Source organism: Sorangium sp. So ce1153 (assembly GCF_051521595.1).
Taxonomy (GTDB): domain Bacteria; phylum Myxococcota_A; class Polyangia; order Polyangiales; family Polyangiaceae; genus Sorangium.
On record NZ_CP150361.1, the window covers coordinates 7,794,623 to 7,819,731 of the forward strand.

Annotated in this window: 20 protein-coding genes; 9 read left to right on the forward strand and 11 right to left on the reverse strand. The window is 70.8% G+C overall.

Annotated features, from left to right (window positions below; genetic code table 11):
• Positions 1-27 precede the first annotated feature (27 nt).
• On the reverse strand, positions 28-525 hold the full coding sequence (locus WME85_RS28080; protein WP_437825491.1) for a hypothetical protein: 498 nt from the start codon (positions 523-525) through the stop codon (positions 28-30).
• A gap of 78 nt (positions 526-603) precedes the next feature.
• On the opposite strand from WME85_RS28080, the gene WME85_RS28085 reads away from it, so the two are divergent.
• Positions 604-1,362: a class I SAM-dependent methyltransferase gene (locus WME85_RS28085; RefSeq protein WP_437825494.1), complete on the forward strand. Its 759-nt coding sequence runs from the start codon at positions 604-606 to the stop codon at positions 1,360-1,362.
• A 19-nt stretch (positions 1,363-1,381) separates the two neighbouring features.
• On the opposite strand, the gene WME85_RS28090 is transcribed toward WME85_RS28085, so the two are convergent.
• The 5 genes from WME85_RS28090 to rpsO form a co-directional block, all read right to left on the reverse strand.
• Entirely contained in the window at positions 1,382-2,446 is a 1,065-nt protein-coding gene (locus tag WME85_RS28090; RefSeq protein ID WP_437825497.1) for a hypothetical protein, read from the reverse strand.
• Positions 2,447-2,530: 84 nt separating this feature from the next.
• Entirely contained in the window at positions 2,531-4,429 is a 1,899-nt protein-coding gene (locus WME85_RS28095; RefSeq protein ID WP_437825499.1) for a serine/threonine-protein kinase, read from the reverse strand.
• Positions 4,426-5,853 carry a pyruvate kinase gene (gene pyk, locus WME85_RS28100; RefSeq protein ID WP_437302113.1) on the reverse strand — a complete coding sequence of 476 codons (1,428 nt, stop codon included), beginning with the start codon at positions 5,851-5,853 and terminating at the stop codon, positions 4,426-4,428. The genes WME85_RS28095 and pyk overlap by 4 nt, the downstream gene beginning before the upstream one ends.
• A gap of 294 nt (positions 5,854-6,147) precedes the next feature.
• Positions 6,148-8,418, reverse strand: coding sequence for a polyribonucleotide nucleotidyltransferase (gene pnp / locus WME85_RS28105; protein WP_437825501.1), 2,271 nt, complete (start codon positions 8,416-8,418; stop codon positions 6,148-6,150).
• A gap of 563 nt (positions 8,419-8,981) precedes the next feature.
• Positions 8,982-9,248, reverse strand: a complete 267-nt coding sequence (gene rpsO / locus WME85_RS28110; RefSeq protein ID WP_437302115.1) for a 30S ribosomal protein S15 — start codon at positions 9,246-9,248, stop codon at positions 8,982-8,984.
• A 351-nt stretch (positions 9,249-9,599) separates the two neighbouring features.
• Here rpsO and WME85_RS28115 point away from each other — a divergent pair, with 351 nt between their 5' ends.
• Entirely contained in the window at positions 9,600-11,165 is a 1,566-nt protein-coding gene (locus WME85_RS28115; protein WP_437825503.1) for a serine/threonine-protein kinase, read from the forward strand.
• Between the two features lie 56 nt (positions 11,166-11,221).
• Here the strand turns inward: WME85_RS28115 and WME85_RS28120 are convergent, their stop codons facing one another.
• The 3 genes from WME85_RS28120 to WME85_RS28130 form a co-directional block, all read right to left on the reverse strand.
• On the reverse strand, positions 11,222-12,133 hold the full coding sequence (locus WME85_RS28120) for a fatty acid desaturase (RefSeq protein WP_437825504.1): 912 nt from the start codon (positions 12,131-12,133) through the stop codon (positions 11,222-11,224).
• An 88-nt stretch (positions 12,134-12,221) separates the two neighbouring features.
• Positions 12,222-12,902, reverse strand: coding sequence for a hypothetical protein (locus tag WME85_RS28125; protein ID WP_437825505.1), 681 nt, complete (start codon positions 12,900-12,902; stop codon positions 12,222-12,224).
• Positions 12,903-12,943: 41 nt separating this feature from the next.
• Positions 12,944-13,837, reverse strand: coding sequence for a ferritin-like domain-containing protein (locus WME85_RS28130; protein ID WP_437825508.1), 894 nt, complete (start codon positions 13,835-13,837; stop codon positions 12,944-12,946).
• A 245-nt stretch (positions 13,838-14,082) separates the two neighbouring features.
• Here WME85_RS28130 and WME85_RS28135 point away from each other — a divergent pair, with 245 nt between their 5' ends.
• Positions 14,083-15,294, forward strand: a complete 1,212-nt coding sequence (locus WME85_RS28135) for an alpha/beta hydrolase family protein (protein WP_437825509.1) — start codon at positions 14,083-14,085, stop codon at positions 15,292-15,294.
• Here the strand turns inward: WME85_RS28135 and WME85_RS28140 are convergent, their stop codons facing one another.
• Together WME85_RS28140 and WME85_RS28145 are read right to left on the reverse strand one after the other, a co-directional pair.
• The gene (locus tag WME85_RS28140) at positions 15,295-16,335 is read right to left on the reverse strand and encodes a zinc-dependent alcohol dehydrogenase (protein WP_437825511.1); all 1,041 of its coding nucleotides are present in this window, start codon (positions 16,333-16,335) and stop codon (positions 15,295-15,297) included.
• Between the two features lie 92 nt (positions 16,336-16,427).
• Positions 16,428-17,243, reverse strand: coding sequence for a lysophospholipid acyltransferase family protein (locus tag WME85_RS28145; RefSeq protein ID WP_437825513.1), 816 nt, complete (start codon positions 17,241-17,243; stop codon positions 16,428-16,430).
• A gap of 362 nt (positions 17,244-17,605) precedes the next feature.
• On the opposite strand from WME85_RS28145, the gene WME85_RS28150 reads away from it, so the two are divergent.
• The 6 genes from WME85_RS28150 to WME85_RS28175 all read left to right on the forward strand — a co-directional run bounded on the left by WME85_RS28150 (position 17,606) and on the right by WME85_RS28175 (position 24,819).
• Positions 17,606-18,373 (forward strand): patatin-like phospholipase family protein, encoded by a 768-nt coding sequence (locus tag WME85_RS28150; protein ID WP_437825515.1) that lies wholly within the window; start codon positions 17,606-17,608, stop codon positions 18,371-18,373.
• 89 nt (positions 18,374-18,462) lie between these two features.
• Entirely contained in the window at positions 18,463-19,263 is an 801-nt protein-coding gene (locus WME85_RS28155) for a crotonase/enoyl-CoA hydratase family protein (protein ID WP_437825516.1), read from the forward strand.
• A 371-nt stretch (positions 19,264-19,634) separates the two neighbouring features.
• Complete coding sequence (locus WME85_RS28160) at positions 19,635-21,884, forward strand: cyclic nucleotide-binding domain-containing protein (protein WP_437825519.1); 2,250 nt, start codon at positions 19,635-19,637, stop codon at positions 21,882-21,884.
• Positions 21,885-22,064: 180 nt separating this feature from the next.
• A complete protein-coding gene (locus WME85_RS28165) occupies positions 22,065-22,472 on the forward strand; it encodes an Mpo1-like protein (protein ID WP_437825521.1) in 408 nt (135 codons plus the stop codon).
• A gap of 109 nt (positions 22,473-22,581) precedes the next feature.
• Positions 22,582-23,619, forward strand: a complete 1,038-nt coding sequence (locus WME85_RS28170) for an alpha/beta hydrolase family protein (RefSeq protein WP_437825522.1) — start codon at positions 22,582-22,584, stop codon at positions 23,617-23,619.
• Between the two features lie 129 nt (positions 23,620-23,748).
• Positions 23,749-24,819 carry an alpha/beta hydrolase family protein gene (locus tag WME85_RS28175; protein WP_437825524.1) on the forward strand — a complete coding sequence of 357 codons (1,071 nt, stop codon included), beginning with the start codon at positions 23,749-23,751 and terminating at the stop codon, positions 24,817-24,819.
• Positions 24,820-25,109: the final 290 nt, after the last annotated feature.

Consider the following 25,109-nt stretch of genomic DNA (forward strand, 5'->3'; position numbering starts at 1 on the left):
CGCCAGGGGCGGACTGCCTTCCCCGGGCTACGGGGCGCCCCGCGGGGGCAGCCGGACCTCGCGCCCGCCGATCCGGAGCGTGGGCGGCTCGGCCTCGACGAGCAGCGGGGCGAGCTGCGACTGCGCGTGCCGCGAGAAGCGGGCCTCGAGGGCGCCGCCCCGGGCGCGGGCGTACACGACGCCGTCGTCGCCGACCGAGAGCGTCGCCGGGTCGAGCGGCTCCTCCGCGCCGTCGAACAGGACCAGCACGACCGCGCCGTCGTCCCCGATCCGGAGCGCGTCGACGAAGAGCGGGGCGGCGTCGACCTGGAAGTAGCACCAGTCGTAGCCGTTCGTGAGGATCGGACGGCCGTCGTCCGGGTGCCGCGCGATCCACGACCGGAGCCCGCGCTCGAGCGCCGGATGGTCGACGCGCGCGCCGTCGTGCCAGAAGCGGCCCTCGCGATCGAGCCGGATCGAGCTCTCGCGGGAGGTTCCGGGGGGCGGCGCGAACCGGAAGAAATCAGGATGGTCGCCGGGCTTCATGGGTCACCTCGCAGGAGAGATGCAGCCCGGCGCGGCGCCGCGCAAGCCGCGCGGCCCGGGGAGTACTATAGCGAGCCCATGGGAGCCCACACGGCAGAGGCCAAGGCGGACGAGCACCTGCGCGCGACGCGGGCGTACTACGACGAGTTCTCGGCGCGCTACGAGGCCCGGCGCGACGGGCGGGACCGCGGGGGTTACCACGACCTCGTCGACGCGCTCGAGGTCGACTTCGTGCGGCGCTTCGGCGAGGGCCGCGACGTGCTGGAGGTCGGGTGCGGGACCGGGCTCCTGCTCGCGCGCATCCGCGAGTTCGCGCGCGCCTCGCGCGGCGTCGATCTCTCGCCCGGCATGCTCGAGCGCGCCCGCGAGCGCGGCCTCGACGTCGTGGAGGGCAGCGCCACCGCGCTGCCGTTCGCCGACGAGAGCTTCGACGTGGCCTGCTCGTTCAAGGTGCTCGCCCACGTCGAGGACGTGCGCCGCGCCCTGTCGGAGATGGCGCGCGTGGTGCGGCCCGGCGGGCACGTGATCGCCGAGTTCTACAACCCCTACAGCCTGCGCGGGCTCGTGAAGAAGCTCGGCCCGGCGGGCGCCATCAGCGACAGGACCCGGGAGAGCGCCGTCTTCACGCGCTTCGACGCGCCGCGCGCCGCCGCCGCCTTGATGCCGGCGAGCGTGCGCGTCGTCGCCTCGCGGGGCGTGCGCATCGTGACGCCGTTCGCGGCCGCGATGCGCGTGCCGGGGCTCGGCCGGCTCCTGCACAGGGCGGAGTGGGCGCTGTGCGACTCGCTGCTCGCGCAGCTCGGCGGGTTCTGGATCGCCGCCGCGCAGAAGGCGTGAGCCGCGCGAGGCCCTCGGGTCAGAACCGGCCGACGAGCCCCGCGTAGAAGCCGCCGGGGAGCGCGGAGATCGCCGGCGCGGCGGTGAAGCTCGGGGGCGGCCGCGGGACGGGGCGCGCGCGGAAGGCGACCGTCTGCGGGACAAACGTGATCTGCGCGTGGGCGATCCCGGCCGCGACGAGCGTCGCGAACGCCCCGAAGGCCACGCGGTTCACCGCGGCCGCGGTGCCGATCCGGCGGTTCAGCGCCGCGATGTCGACGCTCTGCGCGGGGGGGCCGCCGTCCACCGGCGACGCCGGCGTGACGTCGACGTTCTCGTAGCTCGACAGCGCCAGCGCCGAGACGATCGAGGTCCCGCCCGCGACCGCCTGGCTGACCAGGAAGAACCAGCCGAGCCCGTCGTCACCGTTCTGGAACTGCCCGACCCCGAACGGCAGCATCGCGATCCAGCGGGAGTTCCGCTCCACGACCCGCTCGCGCCCGGCGAGCCGCCGGAGCTCGGCGATCCAGCGGCGCTCGTCCTCGCGGCTCCGCTCGATCCGCAGCCGCTCCGCGCGCTGCGCCTCGGCCTTCTGCCGCGTCATCTCCTCGATCCGCGCCCGCATGCGCGCCCGCACCGCCGAGAACCGATCGATGACCTCGGGCTGGAACACCGCCGGGTTCGGCGCGTACGCCGGGTTGTCGAGGAGGATCTGCTCGATGTACGCGTCCGCTTCGCTCGTGCGCCGCAGCGCCACGAGCGCCGCGGCGGCGAGGCCGCGCGCCCGCTCGACCAGGTCGGGCTCGGAGAGCCTGCACGGCTTGCTCGCGGCGTCGGTCGGGCCGCGCTCGCAGGGCGCGTTCGCGGGGTCGAGCATCGCCGCGAAGCGGGTCACGGCCTCCTCGTAGTGCCCGGCGTCGAAGCGCGTCTTGGCCACCTCGAACTGCTGCATGTCGTCGGCCCGCGCGGGGCCGCCCGCGGCGCAGAGCGCGAGGGCGCTCGCCGCCGCCGCGACGAGGCGCCGCGGCGCGAGCAGGGCGCGGCTGCTCCCGACCGATGGGAAGCGAGCGCCGGGAGATTTCCCGCCTGGAGTTCGCGCAGCCATGCGGAGGGGTGCGCCGTTGTGTAGCGGAGTTTCGACGGGGATGCTGAGATTTCACGAGCGGGCGCCGGAATGAAGGCGATGCCTTCACCCCGACGGCCAGGAAACGGTGTTCGACTCGCCGGCCACGAGCGTCACGTTGCCGAAGCGCGGCGCCGCGTCCGGCGTCGCGGGCGTGAACGTGCAGCGCCCGCTCCAGAACACGTCGCTCAAGGTCACTGTCTGCGGGCTGCCCGCATAGCCGATGAGCCCGATCTGCGAGCACGCGTACTGCGCGCCCGGCGGCGCGCCGCTCAGGACCACCGTGCTGGGCAGGATCTCCAGCTTGTGGACGATCCGCTGCGGCGCGGCGGCGCCCGGCTTGGGCGCGACGACCGAGATGACGCCCGAGTACGCCTTGCAGCACCGCGAGCTCGGCACGCTGATGTGGACGCTGTGGGCGCCAACCTTGAGCGGCGTGACCTTGTTCGCGCCGAACCAGTTGATCTCGACGCCGTCGATCAGCAGCTTGGCGCCGCTCGGGACGATCTGGAAGGCGACATCGCGGACGGCCGAGGCCTCGGCCTGCGGCGCGATGGCGGGCGCGCTCGGGGGCGGCTGGGGCCGCGAGCGCGGGCGCGGCGCGACGGCCGCGTCCGTGGCGCTGGGCGCGACCGCGCGCAGGTTCGGCAGCGGGATCAGCGCGTCGAGCGGCGCCGGCGACGGCTCGACCGCCGCGGGCGCGTCCACCTGCGGCGGCGGCTCGCGGAGCGCGCGGGCGATCGCGAACGCGGCGACGCCGAGCGCCACCGACCCGAGCGCCACGCCGAGCGCGCGCCGCGCGAGCGCCCGCCGGCTGCGGCTCGCGTTGAGCTTCGCGAGCCGCTTGAGGATCGTGAGGTCGTTCGGCGCGAGGGCGAGGGCGCGGTTGTAGTCGGCGGCCGCGCCCGGCACGTCGCCGCGCTTGCGCCCGGCCTCCGCGCGCGCCACGAGCCGCGGGACGAGCCGCGCCACGTGCCGCGCGGTGTAGCCCGCCGGGTCGGCGAAGTAGGCGGCGAGCTCGACGCGCGGCTCCACGACGCCGAGCTCCGTGAGCTCGGCCCGGATCAGCTCGGCGAGCGCCCTCGGGCTCGCGGTGCGGGCCGCGATGTCGTGCGCGAGGGCCCCCGCGACGATCCGGCTCCACCGCGCGCCCACGGCGGGCCGCTCGCGGTCGGCCTCCGGGTAGGCCCCCTCGAGCACCTTGCGGAGCACCTGCGCCGGGTTCTTGCCCTCGAACGGCAGGTGCCCGACGAGACACTCGTAGAACAGCACCCCGAGCGCGAAGACGTCGGTGCGCGGGTCGACCTCGCCCCCCTCGATCTGCTCCGGGGCCATATGCGCCGGCGACCCGAGCACCTGCCCGGTCGAGGTGACGCCCTGGGCGTCGAGGAGCTTGGCGATGCCGAAGTCGGTCAGCTTGATGACCACGCCGGCGCCGTCCCAGCTGGCGCCCGCGCGATCGCACGGCAGCTCGACCAGCACGTTCTCGGGCTTCACGTCGCGGTGGATGATTCCCGACGCGTGCGCGTGCTCCAGCGCGTCGCAGAGCTCGAGCACCACGGCGGCGCCGATCTCGGCCGGCATGTCGCGGTGGTCGCTCAGGATCTTGCGCAGCGTGGCGCCGCGGAGCAGCTCGACGACGAGGTAGCGCTCGCGGTCCTGCTCGCTGGAGACGTCGTAGACCTCGACGATGCCGGGGTGGCGCAGCTTCGCCGCCGCGCGCGCCTCGGCGACGAAGCGGGTGCCGACCTCCGCGTTTTCCCGGAGGTGTCTGTGGATGATCTTGACCGCGACCTCGCGTCGAAGCCGCGGATCGCGGGCGCGGTAGACCGTGGCCATTCCGCCATGGCCGAGCTCCTCGATCAGCTCGTACTTGTCGAGCTTCGGGAGGCCTTCTGCGCCCGCGTGCCTGGAGGTGGGTTCCTGCTCGCCCGCCGAGCCCCTATCGCGGGCGGGCAGGCTCATTCAACAACCTTCACCCGAATCGTGTTGGTCGACCCCGAGACGCCGACAGGAGCGCCGAAGATGGTGACGAGCTTGTCGCCCGGCGAGACGAGGCCGCTCGCGAGCAGCTGACCGGTGGCCCGCTCGACCATCTCGTCCGAGTTCCGGAGCGCGTCGACGGGGAACGGCACCACGCCCCAGAGCAGCGCGAGCCGCCGGCGGGTCGTGTCGTTCGGCGAGAAGGCGACGATCGGCACCACGGGGCGCGCCTTCGACGCGTACCGCGCGGTGAGGCCGCTCTCGGTGAACGCGATGATGAGCTTCGCTCCGATGTCCTTCGCGATGTCGCAGGCGGCGCGCGCGGTCGCCTCGGGGACGTTGGCGCGCTGACCGGGCTGCTCGCTCGAGAGGTAGCGGTAGAACGAGCTCTGCTCCGCCTCGGTGACGATGCGCGCCATCATCCGCACGACGAGCGGCGGGTGCGCGCCGGTCGCGGTCTCCTGCGAGAGCATCACCGCGTCGGTGCCGTCGAAGACGGCCGTCGCCACGTCGCTCGCCTCGGCGCGCGTCGGGCGCGTCGCGGTCACCATCGACTGGAGCATCTCGGTCGCGACGATGACCGGCTTCTGGTGCACGCGGGCGAGGCCGAGGATCTCGCGCTGGATGATCGGCACGCGCTCGGGGTTGAACTCCACGCCGAGATCGCCGCGCGCCACCATGACCCCGTCCGAGGCGAGGATGATCGCCTCGAGGTTGTCGATGGCGCCTGGCGTCTCGATCTTCGAGACGATCGGCGTCGGCCTGCCCCACGCCTCGCAGATGTCGCGCACGTGCCGGACCTCGTCCGCGTTGCGCACGAACGAGAGGGCGACGTAATCGACCCCCTGCGCGAGGCCAAAGCTCAGGTCGGCCTTGTCCTTCTCGGTGAGGGAGGAGATGCGCACGCGCCTGGCGGGCAGGTGGACACCGACGCGATCGCGCAGGCGTCCGCCCTGCGTCACGCCGGCCTGGACGCGGTCCCCGTCGACCTTGGTGACGGTGACGACGACGCGGCCGTCGTCGAGCAGGACGACGTCGCCCGGCTGCAGGTCGGAGGCGAGACCCTCGTAGAGGATCGGGATCTCGCCCGGCGTGGCGACAGGGCTGTCCCTGTTCGCCTCTACCAGCCAAACGGAAGCCCCGTCAGCGACCTCGAAGGTGTTGCCGGGGAAGCGACCGGCTCGGATCTTCGGGCCACAGAGGTCCTGCAGGATCGCCACAGGCTTTCCGCAGGCCTCCGCGGCCGCGCGGACCGTGGCGATTGCTTTGCCATGATCCTCATGCGAGCCGTGAGAGAAGTTGAGTCGAGCGACATCCATACCGGCGCGGATAAGCTGCTCCAGCGTCGTTTGAGAGTCACACGAAGGGCCAATGGTACAGACGATTTTCGCTCTGCGTACGAGCACGGGCGGAGCATGCCACGAGCAGGGGTCGCGACACTACCCTGATTGTGAACGAGCCATGCGGACTTCATCGGATTCCAACAAAGCGGCTGGATGGAGGGTCCAGGCGCGACGCGCAGCGCGCCCGCGCGCGTCAACGCAGCGGCCGGGCGCGCAGGTCTGCGCGCGGGCAGCGATCGCCGCGCATGGCCGCAGATCGCTGCGGATCAGGTGATCTTCGTGACGGGGGTGAGCGAAGGGGAGGCCCAGCGGCGCGCCGCAGCGCGGCATCGCCTCCCCTGCCTGGAGAGCCTGTGACTAGGACCGGCGCTCGCGGCGCTCCCGCGGCGGTCCGCCTCGGTCGCGCTCCATGCCGGGCCGCGATCCGCGGTCGCGGTCGCCGCCGCGCCCTCCGCCGGGCCCATCGCGCCGCGGCGGCGGGCCGGCGTCGCGCGCCTGCGCCATGCGCTCGCGCGCCCGATCGCCCTCCTCGCCCTCGGGGAGCGGGAGCAGCTCGCGCCGGCTCAGCCGGATCTTCCCGTCGCGATCGACGCTCAGCACCTTCACGTCGAGCGCGTCGCCCTCCTTGAGGACGTCCTCCACGCGCTCGACGCGGGTGTGCGCCATCTCGGAGATGTGCAGCAGACCGTCGGTGTTCGGCAGGATCTCGACGAACGCGCCGAAGTCGGTGATGCGCTTGACGGTCCCCTTGTACGTCGTCCCGACCTCGGGCTCCGCCGTCAGGCCCTTGATGATGTCGAGCGCCTTCCTCACCGCCTCCGAGTCGGCCGACGCGACGTTCACCGTGCCGTCGTCCTCGACGTCGATCGCGACGCCGGTCTGGTCGACGATGCCCTTGATGGTCTTGCCGCCGGGGCCGATGATGAGCCGGATCTGGTCGGGCTTCACGCGCACCGTGGTGATCCGCGGCGCGTACTGGCTGAGCTCGGGCCGCGTGGTCGGCAGCGTCTCGAGCATCTTGTTCAGGATGTGGATGCGCCCCTCGCGCGCCTGATCCAGCGCCTGCATCAGGATCTGCCGGCTCAGGCCGGCGATCTTGATATCCATCTGGATCGCGGTCACGCCGCGCGCCGTGCCGCAGACCTTGAAGTCCATGTCCCCGAGGTGATCCTCGTCGCCGAGGATGTCCGAGAGCACGGCGTAGCGCTGGCCCTCCATGATGAGCCCCATCGCGATGCCGGCGACGGGCGACTTGATCGGCACGCCCCCGTCCATGAGCGACAGGCACCCGCCGCACACCGCCGCCATCGACGACGAGCCGTTCGACTCCAGCGTCTCCGACACGATGCGGATCGTGTAGGGGAACTGATCCGGCGGCGGGATCATCCGGGAGAGCGCGCGCTCGGCGAGCGCGCCATGGCCGATCTCGCGGCGGCCGGGGCCGCGCATCGGCTTCGTCTCGCCGGTCGAGAAGGGGGGGAAGTTGTAGTGGAGGTAGAAGCGCTTCCACGTCTCCCCCATCAGGCCGTCGATCTTCTGCTCGTCGGTCGAGGTGCCGAGCGTCGTCGTGACGATCGCCTGCGTCTCGCCGCGCTGGAACAGCGCGCTGCCGTGGACGCGCGGGAGCAGGCCCACCTCGCACATGATCGGCCGGATGCTCTTGCCGTCGCGGCCGTCGATGCGCCGGCCCTCCTCGATCACGTAGGTGCGGACGACGTGCGCCTTGCGCTCCTCGAACTCGGCCTTCACGAGCCCCTGGAGCGGCAGGAACCTCTCGGCGCCGAGCTCGGCGCTCAGGGTCTCGGTCAGCTTCTTCTTGAGCGTGCTGTAGCCGTCGTAGCGCGCCTTCTTGTCGGTCACCTTCGTCGCGGCCTTGAGGTCCTGGTCGACGATCTGGGCGACGCGCTGCTTCACGTCGTCCGGCAGCGCCGGGGCGACGAACTCGCGCTTCTGCTTGCCCACCGCGGCGCGCATCTTCTCGATGAGGTCGATGACCGGCTGCGCCGTCTCGTGCGCGAACATCAGCGCGTCGATGATCTCCGCCTCGGTCGCCTCGGCGGCGCCGCCCTCGACCATCACGATCGCGTCGCGCGAGCAGGCGACGACGAGATCGATGTCGCAGCGCTCGATGTCGGCGACCGTCGGGTACGCGACGAACTCGCCGTCGAGCCGGCCGACGCGCACGCCCACGACGGGGCCGTGCCAGGGGATCTCCGAGATGTGCAGCGCGGCGCTCGCGCCCGTGAGGGCGAGGACGTCCGCCTTGTTCTGCTTGTCGCTGGAGAGGACGGTCGCGATGATCTGCGTGTCGCGCTTGAAGCCCTCGGGGAAGAGCGGGCGGAGCGGGCGGTCCATGAGGCGGCACGTGAGGATCTCCTCCTCGCGCTGGCGCGCCTCGCGCTTGAAGAAGCCGCCGGGGATCTTGCCGGCGGCGTACGTCTTCTCGACGAACTCGCAGGTGAGCGGGAAGAAGTCGAGGCCCGGCCGCTCGTCCTGCGAGACGACGGTGACGAGCACCATGGTATCGCCGTAGGTGACGAGCACGGCCCCGTGCGCCTGCTTGGCCAGGCGGCCGGTCTCGAGGGTGAGGGCACGGCCGCCCACCATGACGGATTCACGAACAAACATTGGATTTCAGCTCTCTCTCGCGATCGCAAGGGCCGCTGCGTGCGGCGCTACGCCGAGCGCGAGGGGCTGCTCTTCTTCCTCGGTCCCTGCGCAGGAGCCGGGCTGCTGCGCACGAAGCGAAGACGAAGACGCGCGGAGCCCGCGCTCGGGAACCACGAGGCCGGTCGCCCCGCCGTTCCATGGTCAGTGAACGACCTCCTTAAAGCGTCCGCTCCGCTCTCGCCAGCGCAAAAAGCAGACGTTCAGGGGAGCGCGCCGCGAAACCTCCCGAACGGAAGGGCTCGGAGGAGCCCAGACGAACCGAGCGACGCGGCGCGAATGACGGCGGAGGAAGGGATCCAGGAGCGACCTGGAACGGACTGCCGCAGCGCGTTGCAACAGGGCAGCGCGGCAGGGCGGACGGGAAGCTGGCGGGGGTGAGGCACAGGGCGCAGCGACCGCTGCGCGGCCTGTCCGGGAGCCATCCGGGAGACTTTCCGGAGGCCCGCCAGGAGGCTTGGCCTGGGAGGCGCCGTCGAGGCGCGGCGCGCCGGGGGGACCGGCGCGCGGGGCCCGGACGACGGCTACTTGCGGAGGTTGAGGCGGTTGATGAGGTTGCGGTAGCGTTCGATGTCGACGCGCTTCAGGTAGTCCAGCTGCCGGCGGCGCTGGCTCACCAGCTTCAGCAGGCCCCGGCGGGAGTGGTGGTCCTTCTGGTGCGTGCGGAAGTGCTCCTGCAGCTGGTTGATCCGCTCGCTGAGGAGGGCGATCTGGACCTCGGGCGACCCGGTGTCCCCCTCGTGGATCGCGTACTTCGTGATGATGTCCGTCTTCTGAACAGAATGCAGCATGGCTGGCTCTCCATGGCCTTGTCCGGTGCGCTGCCGAGCGTCCGGGCCGGCGCGTCCGACGCGCCAGCGACTGGCCAAGCGACGCCTGAAGGCGAGCCCCACGCCCGGAGCGGCGGGAGCCCACGAAGTTCAGGCCAGTGAGCAGAGGAGCGCGCGAGTATACGCAGGCGCGCCCGTCCGTCAACGCGTCCGTCAACGCGGTCGACATGACCGCGCGATTTGTCACCCCCAGAACGGCCGATTGGCTACCCTCGGTCAGCGATGCCCGGCACCATCCGGCCCCCTGAAGAAGCTTCCCGACCGCAGTCGGACGCGCGCGGCTCGCAGTCGGACCTGCATATCGCGACCGCGATGACGAGCCTTTCCACCTCGGCCACCTCGCTCCCGACCCCCGCGAGCGACAAGGCGACCCCCAAGGTATGCCCCACGTGCGGGGTCCGGTACCCGGCCGAGTTCAGGGTGTGTCCACGCGACGCAACGACGCTCGACGAGTCGGAGGACGACGCGCTCCGCGACGATCTCGTCGGCAAGACGCTGAACGAGACGTACACGGTCGTGCGCGTCGTCGGCGAGGGCGGCATGGGGCGCGTCTACGAGGCGCGCCACACCCGGATCTCGAGCAAGCGCTTCGCCATCAAGATGCTGCACCCGGAGTTCGCGCGGCAGCCGCAGGTGATCTCGCGGTTCCAGCGCGAGGCCGAGGCCGCGGCTGCAGTGCAGAGCCCGTACGTGGTCACCGTCTTCGACGTGCACCGCACCGCGGAGGGGCGGCCGTTCCTCGTCAACGAGTTCCTCGAGGGCAAGGAGCTCGCCGACTACCTCAACGACGTCGGCAAGATGAAGATCGGGCCCGCCGTGCGCATCGTGCGGCAGATCTGCAAGGCGCTCGCCGCGGCGCACGCCAAGGGCGTGGTGCACCGCGACATGAAGCCGGAGAACGTCTTCCTCACCGGCGACCTCGCGATGCCCACGGCCAAGGTGATCGACTTCGGCATCTCCAAGGTCGACGACGCGCCGGGCGCCGCGCTCACGCAGACCGGCATGATCATGGGCACGCCGTCGTACATGGCGCCGGAGCAGGCCCGCGGCGAGCGCGTCGATCACCGCGCGGACATCTACGCCGTCGGCGCGATCCTCTACTGCGCGCTCACCGGCAGCCGCCCGTTCGATCGCAACGATCCGACCGCGACGCTGACCGCGGTGCTCACCGAGGACCCGCCGCGCCCGCGCTCGCTCGAGCCGAGCATCCCCGAGCCGCTGGAGATGATCATCCAGCGCGCCATGGCGAAGGAGCCCCACCACCGCTACCAGACGATGGAGGAGTTCGACGCGGAGCTCGCGCTCTACGACTCGAACGAGCCCGAGCCGAGGGAGCCGACCTCCCCCGGCCTGCTGCCCGGGCCGCGCACGTCGCTGCCGTCGGCGCCGCGCGCCGCGCCGACGATGCAGCTCCGCCAGGCGCAGCAGGTGAGCATGGCGAGGCCGCTCATCCTGCTGCTCTCGCTGCTCGGCCTGTTCTGGGTCGCCGGCAGCCTGATCACGCTGGTGACCGCGATCATCCGCCTCTCGCGCGGCGGCGGCGTCACCGACAACCTGACGGGCCTCGAGGCGGTCCTGCTCGCGTCCGGCATCGGCTTCGCGCTGATCACCCCCGCGCTGATCGGCGCGCGCCACGTGCGCCGGAGCGTGTGGAACAACAGCATGAAGGCCGTCGATCTCTCCGACAACCTTCGCCGGCCGATCGTCGTCGGGCTGTGCGCGTACGGCTTCGCGTCGCTGCTCGTGCGGGTCGTCGAGGCCGTCGTCCTCCGGCGCGCGGCCGGCGTCGCGTGGCCCATGTGGGACGTCGTGCTGTTCGGGATCGGCGCGGTCGGCGCCGCCGGCGCGTACCTGCTGCTCCGCAGCGAGCAGCGCTGAGCCGCGACGTCAAGGGGAAACTCGCCAGCTCGACGCCGCGACGCGCGGCGCGAATGTCACGCGGACGGGCGCGGGCGCGCGAAAAGCCGGACGAGCCGGGCTCCCCGGGCCAGGAGCGCCGCGCGGCGCTCCCGCCAGATCAGCGGGTACCTGTAGAACGGCACCGACGGGTAGAGGTGGTGCACCAGGTGGTAGTTCTGGCAGAGCATCAGCACGGTCATCGCGCGTCCACCGACGACGAACGAGGCGCGATAAGGGCTCTCGTTCCGCGACCGGCAGTGGGGTCGCTGGTGGGGCACGTAGTCGAAGCTGTAGGCGAGCCAGAACAGCATGACCCGCGCCGGAAGGAGCCAGAAGAGGAAGAAGTCGAGGGCGTGCCCTGACAGGCAGAGGCCGAGCGCGATCCCCGCGACGACCGCGAGCGAGAGCCATGTCTCGCGGGCGTCGCGCTTCGACATGCCGCCTTCGGGCGCCTCGTAGGCGAGGGCGTAGTGCACGTCCGCCGTCGCCCAGCGGAGGGGCAGCATCCACGAGGGCCCCTCGCCGGTGAAGCGGTCCGGGTCCCGCTCCGGATCGCCCGTGAAGCGGTGGTGGCGCAGGTGAACGTTCTTGAAGTGGACGAACGTCAGGAACAGGAGGCTCGCGCTCGCGTGGCCGAGCAGAGAGTTCAGCCAGCGGACGCGGGACACCGCGTTGTGCGAGGCGTCGTGCATCACCGTGAACGCGGAGAAGACGCTCGCGCCCGAGAGCGCCATGGCCGCGGGCGGGGGCAGCCACCCCAGCGCCCCTCCAATCAGCGCCACGCTCCACCCCGTGAACAGGCCGCTGAACAGCGCGACCGTGCCCCAGGCGACGCGAGGCACCTTGAAGAGCGAGGCCTCGCCGGGTCCGTCGCCGGGGGTCGAGGGCTCACCGGCTTCCCGGGAGAGGGACTGCGCCGGTGCGAAGGACGTTTTTGCCGTGGTCACAACCCTCCGAGCGTCGCTCCTGGTCTCACTGCTCCGGAACGTCGCGACGAACCTGGAGCGCTCACGGTGCACGACACGGGCGCGACGCTCAGGAGGAGCTGGCGCTGTCGGGCTGCTGCTTCGCGGCCAGCGCGCCGGGCGCGCCGCGCGGGTTCGACGCGATGGCGAAGTAGGCCAGGAACATGGCGCAGGTCGGCACGATGGTCAGCACAATGAGCAGCCAGATCCGGCTCGTGTCGCCGAGCTCCACCAGGTAGTAGTGCCCCACCTTCGTGATCGGCCCGATGAAGAGGCCGAAGGCGCCGAAGAACAGGAAGCTGTACGCGATGACCGTCTTGACGGTGCCCACGCCCAGGGCCGCCACGCGGCTGTGCACCGTCAGGAGGCGCTCATCCATGCTGATCGTGTCGATCACGGTCCCGGTCACCGCGCTGATGAACCCCGTCAGGAGGCTCATCTTCACGACGCCCATCGCGCTGAACGGCATGGAGATCGTGTCGTTGAGGACCAGGGGGCCCAGCGTCGTGTAGGACGCCCAGAGGAAGCACACGTGCGGCATCGGGATCGTCCAGGACCACAGGTGCCAGATCCGCACGGCGGTCCCCACCATGAGCAGCCCGAACAGGAACGGGATGACGGCGACGAACAAGGGGAACGCGATGCTCGTCCCTCGCACGAGCGGCCAGTACAGGAAGTGGACGGCCATCAACAGCGACGGGACCACCCAGAGGAGTCGCTGCTGGACAGGGTTCATGGCGTTCTTTTTCACTCGGGGAGCTCCTGCCTTCAGGGTATCTGACGTTACTGACGTCACGCTGCCGCCATCGCCGCGTCCGGTTCGCCTTCCAGCATCAACGTGATCGCCGTCGAGGCGACCATCCCGAGCGCCACCGCGTTCCCGCTGCGCGCGACCGCGGCCGCGGCTGCGCGCTCGAGGCGGGGCGGGAGGCCGAGCGGCCTGACGAGCATCCGGCTCGCCATCGGGAACGGATAAAAGGAGCGGTACATCGACCGCATCTGGTCGTTGAACCGGATGTAGTGCGCGTTCGTGAACGGGGTCTCCGGAAAGCGGACCTTGAACACGTGGCGGAACGCGATGTAACCGTCGTCCTTGCGGATCATCGCGAGCCGGCGGAAGATCGTCCTCAGGATGGCCGTCCGGCTGTTCTTCTCGCGCTCATCGAGCCCTCGGAAGAAGTTGTAGAAGTGGCTGTAGTGACGGGCCTCGTCGCGGCTGATGTTGCCGGCGATCTGCCGCAGCACCGGCTCGCCCACGTACTCGTGGACCGCGCGGTAGTAGGTCGAGGTGCCGGTCTCCACCACGCAGCGAGCGACCATCTCCAGGGCGCGCGTCGGCTGCAGCCCATCCATGCTGCAATGCCGTGAATATTCGGCGAAGAACGCGGCGTAGGCCCGCTCCCAATCGAAGTCGGGCCATACGGTCTGGACATACGACCGGAGCGCGCGCCCGTGCTGCAGCTCCTCCGGCTCCCATTCTTCCTTGAGCCAGCGCACGATCTCCGACTCGCCCTCGTAGTACTCGACCAGGTTCCGCGTGTAGACGTGGGACGTCGTCTCCGTGAACGAGGCCGTCGCGAGCAGGGAGAAAAGGAGAGGGTCCCGCGAGACCTGCGCAGCATCGACGGCACCGAAATCGATGCTCTTCAGCCAGGCGCGCTCGGGCATCACCAGAGGCGTTTCCACTTGATCCATCATGTTCTCCTTCAACGATCCGCGTGAGGAAACGGTGACTGCCGCGTTGACCCGTGCGATGCTGCGCTCTTGATGGGGTGTCGCACCACCCCCTGGTGCGCTCTTATACACGATTGCCCAATTTTTCGCCATCTATCTGAGCGCACCGCGACGGCGTCGCCCTTCGCCGCGGCACCGGCGGTGCCGGGATGGACAACCGCAGGGGAACGCGCCCGGGTGCTAACGTCACGGCGACCATGGGCCCTGTTCACTGGATTGATCACGTACACGCCCTGACCTCGATGCGGCGCCGGCTCTTCGCTGGCGGCTTCGGCGACGCGGCGCACATCGCGTCGCGCGTGTCCGACGCCTGGCTGGCAACGCCGCCCCAGCCCATCGCCGTGTCCTGGGCCGGGTTGCCGCGCATCGCGGGGAGTCTCACGGTCCGCGACGGCACGTTCTCGTCGCCTGTCGCCGAGCTCCCCGGGGCGGTGCGCACTGCCCACGTGCGCGAGCTCCTCCCGCGCGCCCGGCGCCCCGCGGCCGATCAGCCGATGTACGTGGTGCTCGCGGCGTCAGGCCAGGAAGGGTTCGCCTCGCGCACGCGCCTCCTCCGGCCCATGGTGGAGTCCACGGGGATCGGGGTCCTCCTGCTGGAGAACCCGTTTTACGGCCTCCGCCGCCCCCCGTGGCAGCAGGGCACGGCGCTCCGGACGGTGGGTGATCTCGTGCTCATGAACATGGGCATGCTGCAGGAAGGCCGGTCCCTGCTCGCGTGGCTCGCCGCGACCGGCCACACCCAGCTCGGGATCACCGGCTTCAGCATGGGCGCGGCCCAGGCGGCGCTCGTGGCGGCCCGCTGGCCGGAGCCGCTCGCCGTGGCGGTCTGCTGCGCCGGCGTCACGTCGGCGCCGGCGTTCACGCGGGACCTCCTGTCCCGGTCGATCGATTTCGAGCGCCTCGGCCGCGGCGAAGGCGGCGCCGAGGTGGCCCGGCGAAAGCTCGGGGAGTACATCGCGATCGCCGACGTCGATCGACACCCGCTGCCCCGGTGCCCCGAGGCCGCGGTGATCGTCGGCGCGAGGTACGATGGCTATGTCCTCGCGCGCGATGTGGAGAGGCTCCACGAGCTCTGGAAGGGCAGCGAGCTCAGGTGGCTTCCCACCGGCCATGCCGGGGCGCTGATTCAGCACGGGGCGGCGCTGCGGTGGGCCGCGGTGGAGGCGATGGCGCGGCTGCGCCGGGCGATCGCCGCGCCGCGGCCAGAGCTGCGCCCGCTATCGACGACGGAGGCGACGACGGAGGCGACGACGGAGGCGACGACGGAGGCGACGACGGAGGCGACGACAGAGGCGACGACGGCGGCGGCGAAGGAGGGCGCGCCGCAAGGGCTCTGGTCCTTCATCGACATCGCACGTCGGGCGAGGCGCCTCATCGAGCGCCGGAACGGCGCCTCCAGAGGACGCTGATCAGGCGCCCTGCGCAGCGCCGGCGAGGACGGCCGGGCGCACCAGCACGGGCTTGGTGCTCCGCTGGGAGAGCGCCGCGGGCGCCTCGTCCCAGGGGAACACGGCGCTCGTGACGCGCTCCGGGTGCAGCTTGCCCTCGGCGACCAGCTGCAGCACCGACGGGATGAAGGGGCGCGTGCTGCAGCGGCCGATGCGGAAGGTGATGTCCTTCATGAACATGTCGAGGAGCGGCATCGGCACGTCGCCGAAGAAGATCGAGCTGGAGTGGCAGGTGCCCCCCGGCGCCGTCGCGCGGAGCGCTCGCTGCAGCTCGTCGGGGTTGCCGCTGGACTCGATCACCACGGGGTATTCACCGAGGTCCGCCGCCTCGGCGCGCCGGATCGGCCGAGCGCCCACGGAGGCGGCCAGCGCCAGCCGTCCCGGGTCGCGATCCACGTAATCGACCGCCGACGCGCCAGCGCACAGCGCCGCCTGCACCGCGTAGAGCGCGAGGCCGCCCGAGCCGCCGACGACGAGCGCGCTGGCGCCCGGCCATGCAGCGAGCGCCCGGCTGGCCGCGGCCCACGCGTCGGTGAGGTTGTCGCCGGCGCTGACGACCGCCTCGGGCGAGACGCCGGCAGGCAGGGGAACCAGCATCGCGTCCGCGAACGGCACACGCACGAGATCGGAGAAGAGGCCCCCGAAATCTCCGCCGATCGGCGAGCCGAACATCGCGCCCCTCGGCACCGCGCGGCACTGGGCCGTCAACCCCGCCGCGCAGCGATCGCAAGCGCCGCAGCAGATCTGCCACGCCACGACGACGAGCTGCCCCACGGCGACCCGGGTCACGCCGTCGCCGATCGCCACGACCTCCGCGACAGCCTCGTGCCCGAGCGCGAAAGGACCGGGCAGCGGCGTCCTGCCCGCCACGATCGCCCAGTCCGCGTCACAGGTGCTGGCCGCCACCGGGCGGACGATCGCGACACCATCGCCGTCGACGCGGGGCTCGGGCGCCTCGCGCCACTCCAGCAATCCCGCCTCGACGTAGCTCAGTACACGCATAGCCCTCCTCGGTGCCCGCGCGCTCGGGCGATGGGTCGTCGGTTTCTCTCGGGCCGTCGCGGGCGGCCAGGGGATGGCCCCGCGTCCCCTGCTCAGCCAGACGGCTTCAGGAGCTTGGAGAGACGCACCAGGCCGCGATCCGCTGCCTCTCGATCGAGCGTGCGCTGCACGGTCTCTCGGATGCTCGCGGCGAGGTCCCGGAGGCGCCGCTTCTGTGTCTCGGGGTCGTCGCTCTCGAAGCCGGGCAGCGCGCCCTGGACGTCCACGGGCTCATGGAAGATGAACTTCCACCGCGACGGGAGCGGGACCAGGGAGAGCGGCAGCGGCAGGATCGTCCCCACGATGGGCTTCAGGAAGCGGATCGGCGCGATGGACGGCAAGCACTCCTCGCTGCCGAGGACCGACACCGGCAGGACCTTCGCGCCGCGCGCCAGGGCGAGGCGGAGAAAGCCCGTCTTCCATTCTCGCATCTGGTACGCGTGCACGAACGATTTGCAGTTGCCCTCGGTGCCCTCGGGGAAGACGCAGAGGACGTCCATCCCGGGGGGCAGCGCCTCGGGCTTCCTCAGCCACGACGACGGGAACACACCTGAATCCGCGAAGAAGGGGCCGAGCTCCGGGATCATGAGCATCTGATCCTGGCCGGCGACCCAGGGGATGCGATCGAAGCTGACGTGATCCGCCACGGCCAGCGCCGCGAAGAACGAGTCAATCGTGAACCACCCAGCGTGGTTTCCTGCGTACACCACCGGGCCACTCCGCGGGACGTGCTCTGCACCCTCCACGCTGAGCGAGAAATACCCCAGGTCGATGAGCGATCGCAGCGCGGGGAACACCGTCTTCTTCAACGCCTTGAAGTTCCGCTGCCGCAGGGGGAACATCGTGGATTCTTGTCCCGTGTGATCCATTCTACAGAGACTCCTTGAAGTCAGCGCTCGCGCTGCGGAATGTGGGTAGTGTCCCTACCAGTATCGTTGCGAGAGAACCAAGTCAATCGCATTCACGCTCGGTTTGAAGGCGCCGGCGCGACAGGAGCTCTCGGATGTGACCTCCCCTTCCCCGACTCGCCGTCCATGCGGCGGCCATGCGACGTTCGGTTACCGTTGCCGTCCAGCTCGCCAGGATGTCACCGCCGTGATCCGCGCGATGATCCACGCTGGCGCCTGGGTGTCCGCGAGACGCCGAGCCCGCGGCGAGGCTCGTTGACAGGCCCGGCGGCGTCGCGGCGGGACGTGTAGCGCCGCGCGACGCGCTGCGGTAGCATGCGCCCGTGACGACGCTGGCTGAGCACTTGAGAAGCGAGCCGTTCGAGCTCATCCTCTCATCGGGCTTCTTCGGCTTCTTCGCCCACGTGGGCGTCGTGGCCGCGCTGGAGGAGGCGGGGCTGTCGCCCTCGCTCGCGGGGGGATCGAGCGCCGGCGCGATGGTCGCCGCGATGTGGGGCGCCGGCCTCTCGGCCGACGACATGCGCGCTCGCCTGTTCGCGCTGCGACGAGAGGACTTCTGGGATCCGGATCCGACCTTCGGCATCTTCTCCCGCCGCGGCACCGGCCCGGGCCTGCTGCGCGGACGGCTGCTGGAGCGGCTCCTCGACGACGCGCTCTCGTCGAGAGGCGTGCGCTCCTTCGCTGATTGCCGCTTTCCCGTGCGGCTCGTGGCCTGGGACGTGGCGCACAGGCGCAGCGTGGTGCTCGACGGCGGCGATCTGATGCCCGCGGTCCGCGCCTCGTGCGCCGTGCCCGGCCTGTTTCAGCCCGTCGCGATCGGCGGGCGCCGCTACCTCGACGGCGGCATCGCCGACCGCCCCGGCATCCTCGCGGCCAGCGCCGACGCGCGCGTCCTCTTCCACCACCTGCCGGTCCGCCCTCCGTGGACGGTCATCGACGGCGCGCAGAGCAAGCCGCCGTCCCGCGCCGGCCTCCACGTGCTGACCGAGCCGGCGCTGCCGCCTGTATCGCCGTTCCGGCTGGAGCAGGGGCCGCGCGCCTACGAGCTCGCCCGCGCGATGGCCCGGCGAGCGCTCGAGTCGCCGGTCTGAGGCCATCGCCCTCCGTACACCTCAGCTTATCCAGGACCCTTAACAAACCGTCTCAGCAAGTGGAAGGCGAAAGCCGACCGGGGGTACCCATGTCTGATTCCACGTCCGTCGCCGAGAGCTACATCACGCGCGAAGCGCGCGGCCCGCTCTATCTCATGGGCATCGATCGCGCGAAGAAGAAGAACGCGTTCAACCGGGAGATGATCGTCGCGCTCTCCGACGCGTTCACCGAGCTGGAGCGGAACCCGGCGCTGCGCTGTGGCGTCGTGTTCACGCACGGCCCCGATTTCACCGCAGGCCTCGACCTGCTCAGCGTCGCGCAGGATCTCGCGCAAGCCCAGCACATCCTCTCCGAGGAGGCGGTCGACCCGTGGGGCACCCACGGCCAGGGCCGATTGAAGCCCGTGGTGGTGGCCGTGCGCGGCCTGTGCCTCACGCTCGGCATCGAGCTGATGCTCGCCTGCGACATCCGCGTGGCCAGCTCGGACACCCGGTTCGCCCAGATCGAGGTGAAGCGCGGCATCCTGCCGTTCGGCGGCGCCACCGTGCGCTTCGTCGCCGAGGCCGGCTGGGGAAACGCGATGCGCTGGCTGCTCACGGGCGACGAGTTCGACGCCCGGGAGGCGCTCCGCCTCGGGCTCGTGCAGGAGGTCGTGGAGCCGGACCAGGCGCTGCCGAGGGCCATCGAGCTGGCGGAGCGCGTGGCGGCGCAAGCGCCGCTCGCGGTGGCGGCGACGATGCGCTCGGCGCGCACGGCCGTCGTCGAGGGCGAGAACGCCGCCATGAGCGCGCTGCTGCCGGAGCTGCGGCAGCTGATGGCCACCGAGGACGCGCAGGAGGGGCTCGCGTCCTTCATCGAGCGCCGCGCCGGCAACTTCAAAGGACGTTGATCGGGAGCCCCCCGCGCGGGGGGCGTCCATGCCGCCGATCCGGTGCGCTGACCCCGGTGATCCGTCATCGATCCTCGGCCATCCATCATCTATCATCCGTCATCGGCGCATGAGAACAGGCCTGGTGCGCCAGGTCCGTCCACGGCGGGGACGCTCACGCGGGGCGCCATCTCCGCAGACGCGAAACGCGCGACGAGCGCCTGTGACCAGCCAGCGCGCGCACGCGACGTCCGCGTCGGCTCATCTGCTCATTTTCCTTGAGGATATCGGCCGCGCCACGTTAGTGTGAATCACGCGATGCAGTATCGTTTGGTGAGACGGGATCTCGTGCGGTCCCCTCCCCTGTGATCGGCCCGCATGAGGTTGCTGCAATGACGCTTCGGACCACGACAGTGAATGGTGGACAGACCGGCGCTCGAGCGACGCCGATGGATGCGAAGGAGCAGACCGAGCTCCAGGAGGTCCTCGCGATCTCTCCGACGTTCCGAGCGCTGAGCGAGCAGCACATCGACGCGCTGCTCCGCACGGCGCACGTCGAGCGGATCGCCGCCGACACCATCATCGGACGGGAAGGCGAGAGGTCCCAGCGCCTCTTCCTCATCCTGAGAGGAGACGTGGACGCCTTCTGGGGCGAGAAGCTGCGCGAGGTCCTGCTCAACTACAACCGCGGCGGCGTCTTCGGCGGCGGCGCGCTCCTCGACGAGGAGAACGCGTACTCGTACGCCACGAGCCGCGAGACGCTCGTCGCGAGCTGGGACAAGGACGCGCTCCGCCGCGCCGAGGCCAGGGCGCCCGGGCTCCACGCTCAGCTCCTCAAGCGCCTCTCGATCGGCGTGCGGCTGGCCGAGTTCGCCGAGATCCTGCAGCACGCTCCCCTGTTCCGCAACTCGAGCTCCGTCCTCCGTCACCGGCTCCTCCAGGAAATGACGTTGATGGAGTTCCCCTCCGGGACACCGATCTACCAGGCGGGCGAGCCGGCGAACACCTGCTACCTCGTCGTCGACGGCGAGGTGGAGGCGAAGCACCAGGCGCCGGAGGACCAGGTGGAGAAGATCACGGTCGTCGGGCGAGGTGCCGTGTTCGGCGACACGGATCTCCTCACCTCGGGCATACGCACGGAGACGGCCGTGGCGCAGAGCGACACCGAGGTGCTCGCCATCGATCGCATCGACATCGAGGCCCTCCGGCGCGCCTGCGGCTCGTTCCGCCGCGCCGTCGGCGCGCGGGCGGGGTCGTCCGCCATCGCGGAGAGGCCGCAGGACCTGATCCTCGTGGTCAATCGCACGCCGTACCCCACCCGCTCGGTCGCGTCCCTGATACAGTCCGCGTTCGCGGACGCCGCGGAGAAGGACGTCGCCCTCCTGGAGGTCGCCCCCGAGAAGGCCGACTCCACCGCGGACGACGTGCTCAGGCTCCCGAGCGATGCGACGCGCGCCATCCAGGCGCTGGACGATGCCGCGCGGCGCATGGGCCACCGGTACCTGGTCCTTTACACCACCACCCCGGGCGCGCTCACATGGCTGGGGGATCCCGTCTGGGACAAGATCATCGACAACCGCATCTCGTCGGCCGTCTATTTCACGAAGGACCTCCGGCAGCCGTTCCCCATCGAGACGCCCCAGCTCGCCCCGGTGCAATACATCGAGGTGCGCTCGCCGGGCAGCGAGAAGGACGCTCCCATGGTGCGGAGCGGCTCGATCCGGCTCGTCGTCGACGGCAAGCCCGGCTCGGATCTGCTGTACACGTCGCTGCCAGCGCAGAACCGCACCGCGCTGCAGCGCCTCGCGCGGACGCTCGCGCGCCAGGTCGTGGGCGTGGCCCTCGGCGGCGGCGCCGCCTGGGGCTACGCGCACGTGGCGCTCCTGCGCGCCCTCCACGAAGCGGGGATCCCGATCGACGTGGTCGCGGGCACCAGCATCGGGGCCGTGGTCGCCTGCGCCTACGGGAGCCGAGGGCTCGACGGGCTGGACGCGATGATCAAGCTCGGGGTCGATTTCGCGCTGTGGCACGCGATCGCGCCGATCACACGCAAGCCCCTGGAGGGGTTGATCGAGAAGAAGCTCATCGCGCACAACTACCTTCAGGACATGCCGTTGCCGACGCTCCCCGTCGCGGTCGACATCCAGCGGGGCAGGGCGCGGGTCTTCCGTCATGGCCGGGCGGTCCACGCGATGTTCGCCAGCACCGCGATACCGACGTTGTTCATCCCCGAGATCCAGGACGGAGCCCGGTACGTGGACGGGGGCATCGCCAACAACGTGCCGGTCAGCGCGCTCGTCGAGGAAGGGGCCGACTTCATCATCGCGTCCAACGTGATCCCGCCGCCGAGCCGGCTGGCGCGCGAGCTCCACAAATCCAACTTCACGCGCATCCTGTCGCAGCTCTCGCCGCTCGGACGGACGAAGGACGGCCTGCGCGCCATGTTCCTGTTGATGCACGAGGCGGGCAATCGCCAGGCCACCGCCGCCCAGATCACATGGGCTCCCTCGATGGGGAATTTCGGCATGCTGGACAGCCACCTCGCGGCCAAGATCGTGGAGCACGTGCAGCCGACGCTGCCGCGCTTCATCGACTCCGTGAAGCGCAAGTACACGGCGTTCTGCCGGAACCGTGATTACTGAGGCCTGACGCCAACGTCGACAGCCTTGAGCTCGTGCGAGGCGTCGAGGGCGCGCCCGGGAGGCGCGCCGAGCTCACCCTCCCCCGCCCGGCCGTGAGGCACGGGGGCCGCCCTGGCGGAGCAGGCCAGGCTTGTCGAATTGCCTGAAGGTCTGGCATTCTATGCCGGCGAGGTCGCCCCGATGAAGGAAGAGCGAATCAAGACGTTCGATGATTTCTGGCCGTTCTACGTGCGGCAACACGCACACAAGACGACACGCACCCTGCACTTCGTCGGGTCGACGGTCGCGATGGCGTGCCTGGCCGGCGGGCTGCTCTTCCGGAGGCGCTCGCTCCTCCCCCTCGTCCCCCTCGCTGCTTACGGACCCGCGTGGGCCGCTCACTTCTTCATCGAGAAGAACCGGCCGGCGACCTTCAAGTACCCGCTCTGGTCGCTCCGGGCGGATTTCATCATGTGCATGAAGATGCTCGGCGGAACCATGGACGCCGAGGTCGAGCGGGCGATGGCCAGCGACGGCGATCGACCGGAGCACGCGAACGGGAGCTCCGTCGCGGCGGAGCCGTATCGCGACCAGGCGAGCGTCAACTGACGCTGAGCCCTGCCCGCGTGAACTGGATGTGATTTGATGTGAACGGCCAGGGACCCATGGGGGCATAGCTCCATTGCCCTCTGGCGGTCTTCTCCGGCTGAGCTATCTCTTGTCGTCGCACGAAATGGGTCCTCCCATCCACTGGATCGACCGGGTGTGCGCCGTGGCCTCGAGCCGGCGCCGGATCTTCATCGAGGGCTTCGGCGAGGCGGCGCGGATCCATCTGCGCATGTCCGACGAATGGTTCGCAGCGCCCCCCCAGCCCGTCGAGATCACCTGGGCTGCGCCGCCGCGCGTGGTCGGGCGCCTCGCGGTGCGCGACGGCACGTTCCGCTCGCCGGTCGCAGATCTCCCGGGGGCGGCGCGCGTCGCCCATGTGCGCGAGCTCCTGCCGCGCGTCGCTCGCACCGCGGCCGAGCAGCCGATGTACGTGGTGTTCGGTGCGACGGGCGAGGCAGGGTTCGCCGCGCGCACGCACCTCCTCCGGCCCGTGGTGGAGTCCACGGGGATCGGGGCCCTCCTTCTCGAAAATCCGCTGTACGGCCTCCGTCGACCTCCGGGCCAGAGGGGCACGGTGGTCCGGACGGTGGGCGAACAGATGCTCATGACGATCGGGATGATTGACGAGGGCCGAGCCCTGCTCGCGTGGCTCGCCGCGAGGGGGCACACCCAGCTCGGGACCACGGGCTTCAGCATGGGCGCGACGATCGCGGCGCTCGTGGCCGCGCGCTGGCCCGGCCCGCTCGCCGCGGCGATCCTCGGCGCCGGCCTTTCGTCGGTGCCGGTGTTCGTCCGGGGGCTCCTGTCCCGCTGGGTCGATTTCGAGCAGCTCGGCCGCGGCCTGGGCGGCGCCGAGGAGGCCCGGCAGTTGCTTGCCCGGTACATCGAGGTGATCGATCTCGATCGTCACCCGCTGCCCCGGTGCCCCGCCGCTGCCGTGATCGTCGGGGCGAGGCACGATGGATATGTCTCCGCGGACGAGGTGCAGAGGCTCCACGAGCTCTGGACGGGCAGCGAGGTCCGGTGGCTCTCGACGGGCCACGCCGGGGCGGTGGTGCGGCACACGGAGGCGCTGCGGCGGGCCACGGTGGAGGCGATGGAGCGCCTCGGCCGAGCGATGGCGCGAGAGCGGCCGGCGGGGCGGTGACAGGAGGCGACCGACGCCCCGCAGGAGAGGCGATCCCCTGTCGAGCGCTGGTGGACACGCTCCACCAGAGGTCGAGGGGACGGAACGTGGAACGCTTGTTTTTTGATCGATCCCACGATGATGCCAACCTTGTTTGCCACGAACATGGGCTCTGTTCACTGGATTGACCACTTCCACGCGTTGACCTCGATCCGGCGCCGGCTCTTCACTGAAGGGTTCGGCGACGCGGCGCAGATCGCGTCGCGCGTGTCGGATGCCTGGTTCGCAGCGCAACCGCAGCCCATCGCCGTCTCCTGGGCTGCGCCGCCGCGGGTCGTGGGAGCTCTCTCGGTCCGTGACGGTACCTTTCGCTCGCCGCTCGCCGAGCTCCCTGAGGCGTCGCGCGTCGCTCATGTGCGCGAGCTCTCCCCGCGCTTCCGGCGCCCCGCGCCCGAACAGCCGATGTACGTGATGCTCGCCGCGTCCGGCGATGAAGGGTTCGCCACGCGCACGCGCCTCCTCGGGCGGATGGTGGAGGCCACGGGGATCGGGGTCCTCCTGCTCGAGAGCCCGTTCTACGGCCTCCGTCGCCCTCCAGGCCAGCAGGGCACCGCTCTCCGGACGTTCGGCGAGCTCATGCTCATGAGCATGGGGATGATGCAGGAAGGCCGGGCCCTGCTCGCGTGGCTCGCCGCGAACGGTCACACCCAGCTCGGGATCACCGGCTTCAGCATGGGCGCGACCGTGGCGGCGCTCGTGGCCGCCCGCTGGCCGAAGCCGCTCGCCGCGGCGATCCTCTGCGCTGGTCGATCGGCGGTGCCGGTGTTCACGCGAGATCTCCTGTCCCGCTCGGTCGAGTTCGAGCGCCTCGGGCGCGGCGAGGGCGGCGCGGACGAGGCCCGACAGAAGATCGGCGAGTACGTCGCGATGCTGGACATCGATCGACACCCGGTGCCCCGGTGCCCCGAGGCCGCGGTGATCGTCGGGGCGCGACACGATGGCTATGTCGTCCCGGACGAGGTGCAGAGGCTCCACGAGCTCTGGAAGGGCAGCGAGCTCAGGTGGCTGCTCACCGGGCACGCCGGGGCGCTGATACAGCACAGCCCGGCGCTACGGTGGGCCGCGGTGGAGGCGATGGTGCGGTTGCGCCGGGCGATCGCTGCACCGCAGCCGGCTCTGCCCGCCCGCACGGCGACGGAGGGCGCGCTGCGGGGATTTTGATCCTTCATGGCACGTCGGAAGACGCCCGGATCTGCGAAGGAAGAAGGGCCGATCTTCCGCACGAACGTACCTGCGGATGCCGCGTTCGTCCATGACGGTCATTCTCGAACGCGCGTCACTCTCCACGATCTCGCACACCTGCCCGGGCGTCGAACACACGCGATGATCACGTCGGCTCACGCGCTCATTTTCCTTGAGGCTGTCGGCCGCGCCACGGTAGCGTGCAGCACGCAGCCCAGCATCGGATGGCCACACGAGATCGCCTGTGATCTCCTCGTCTGAATTGCCCC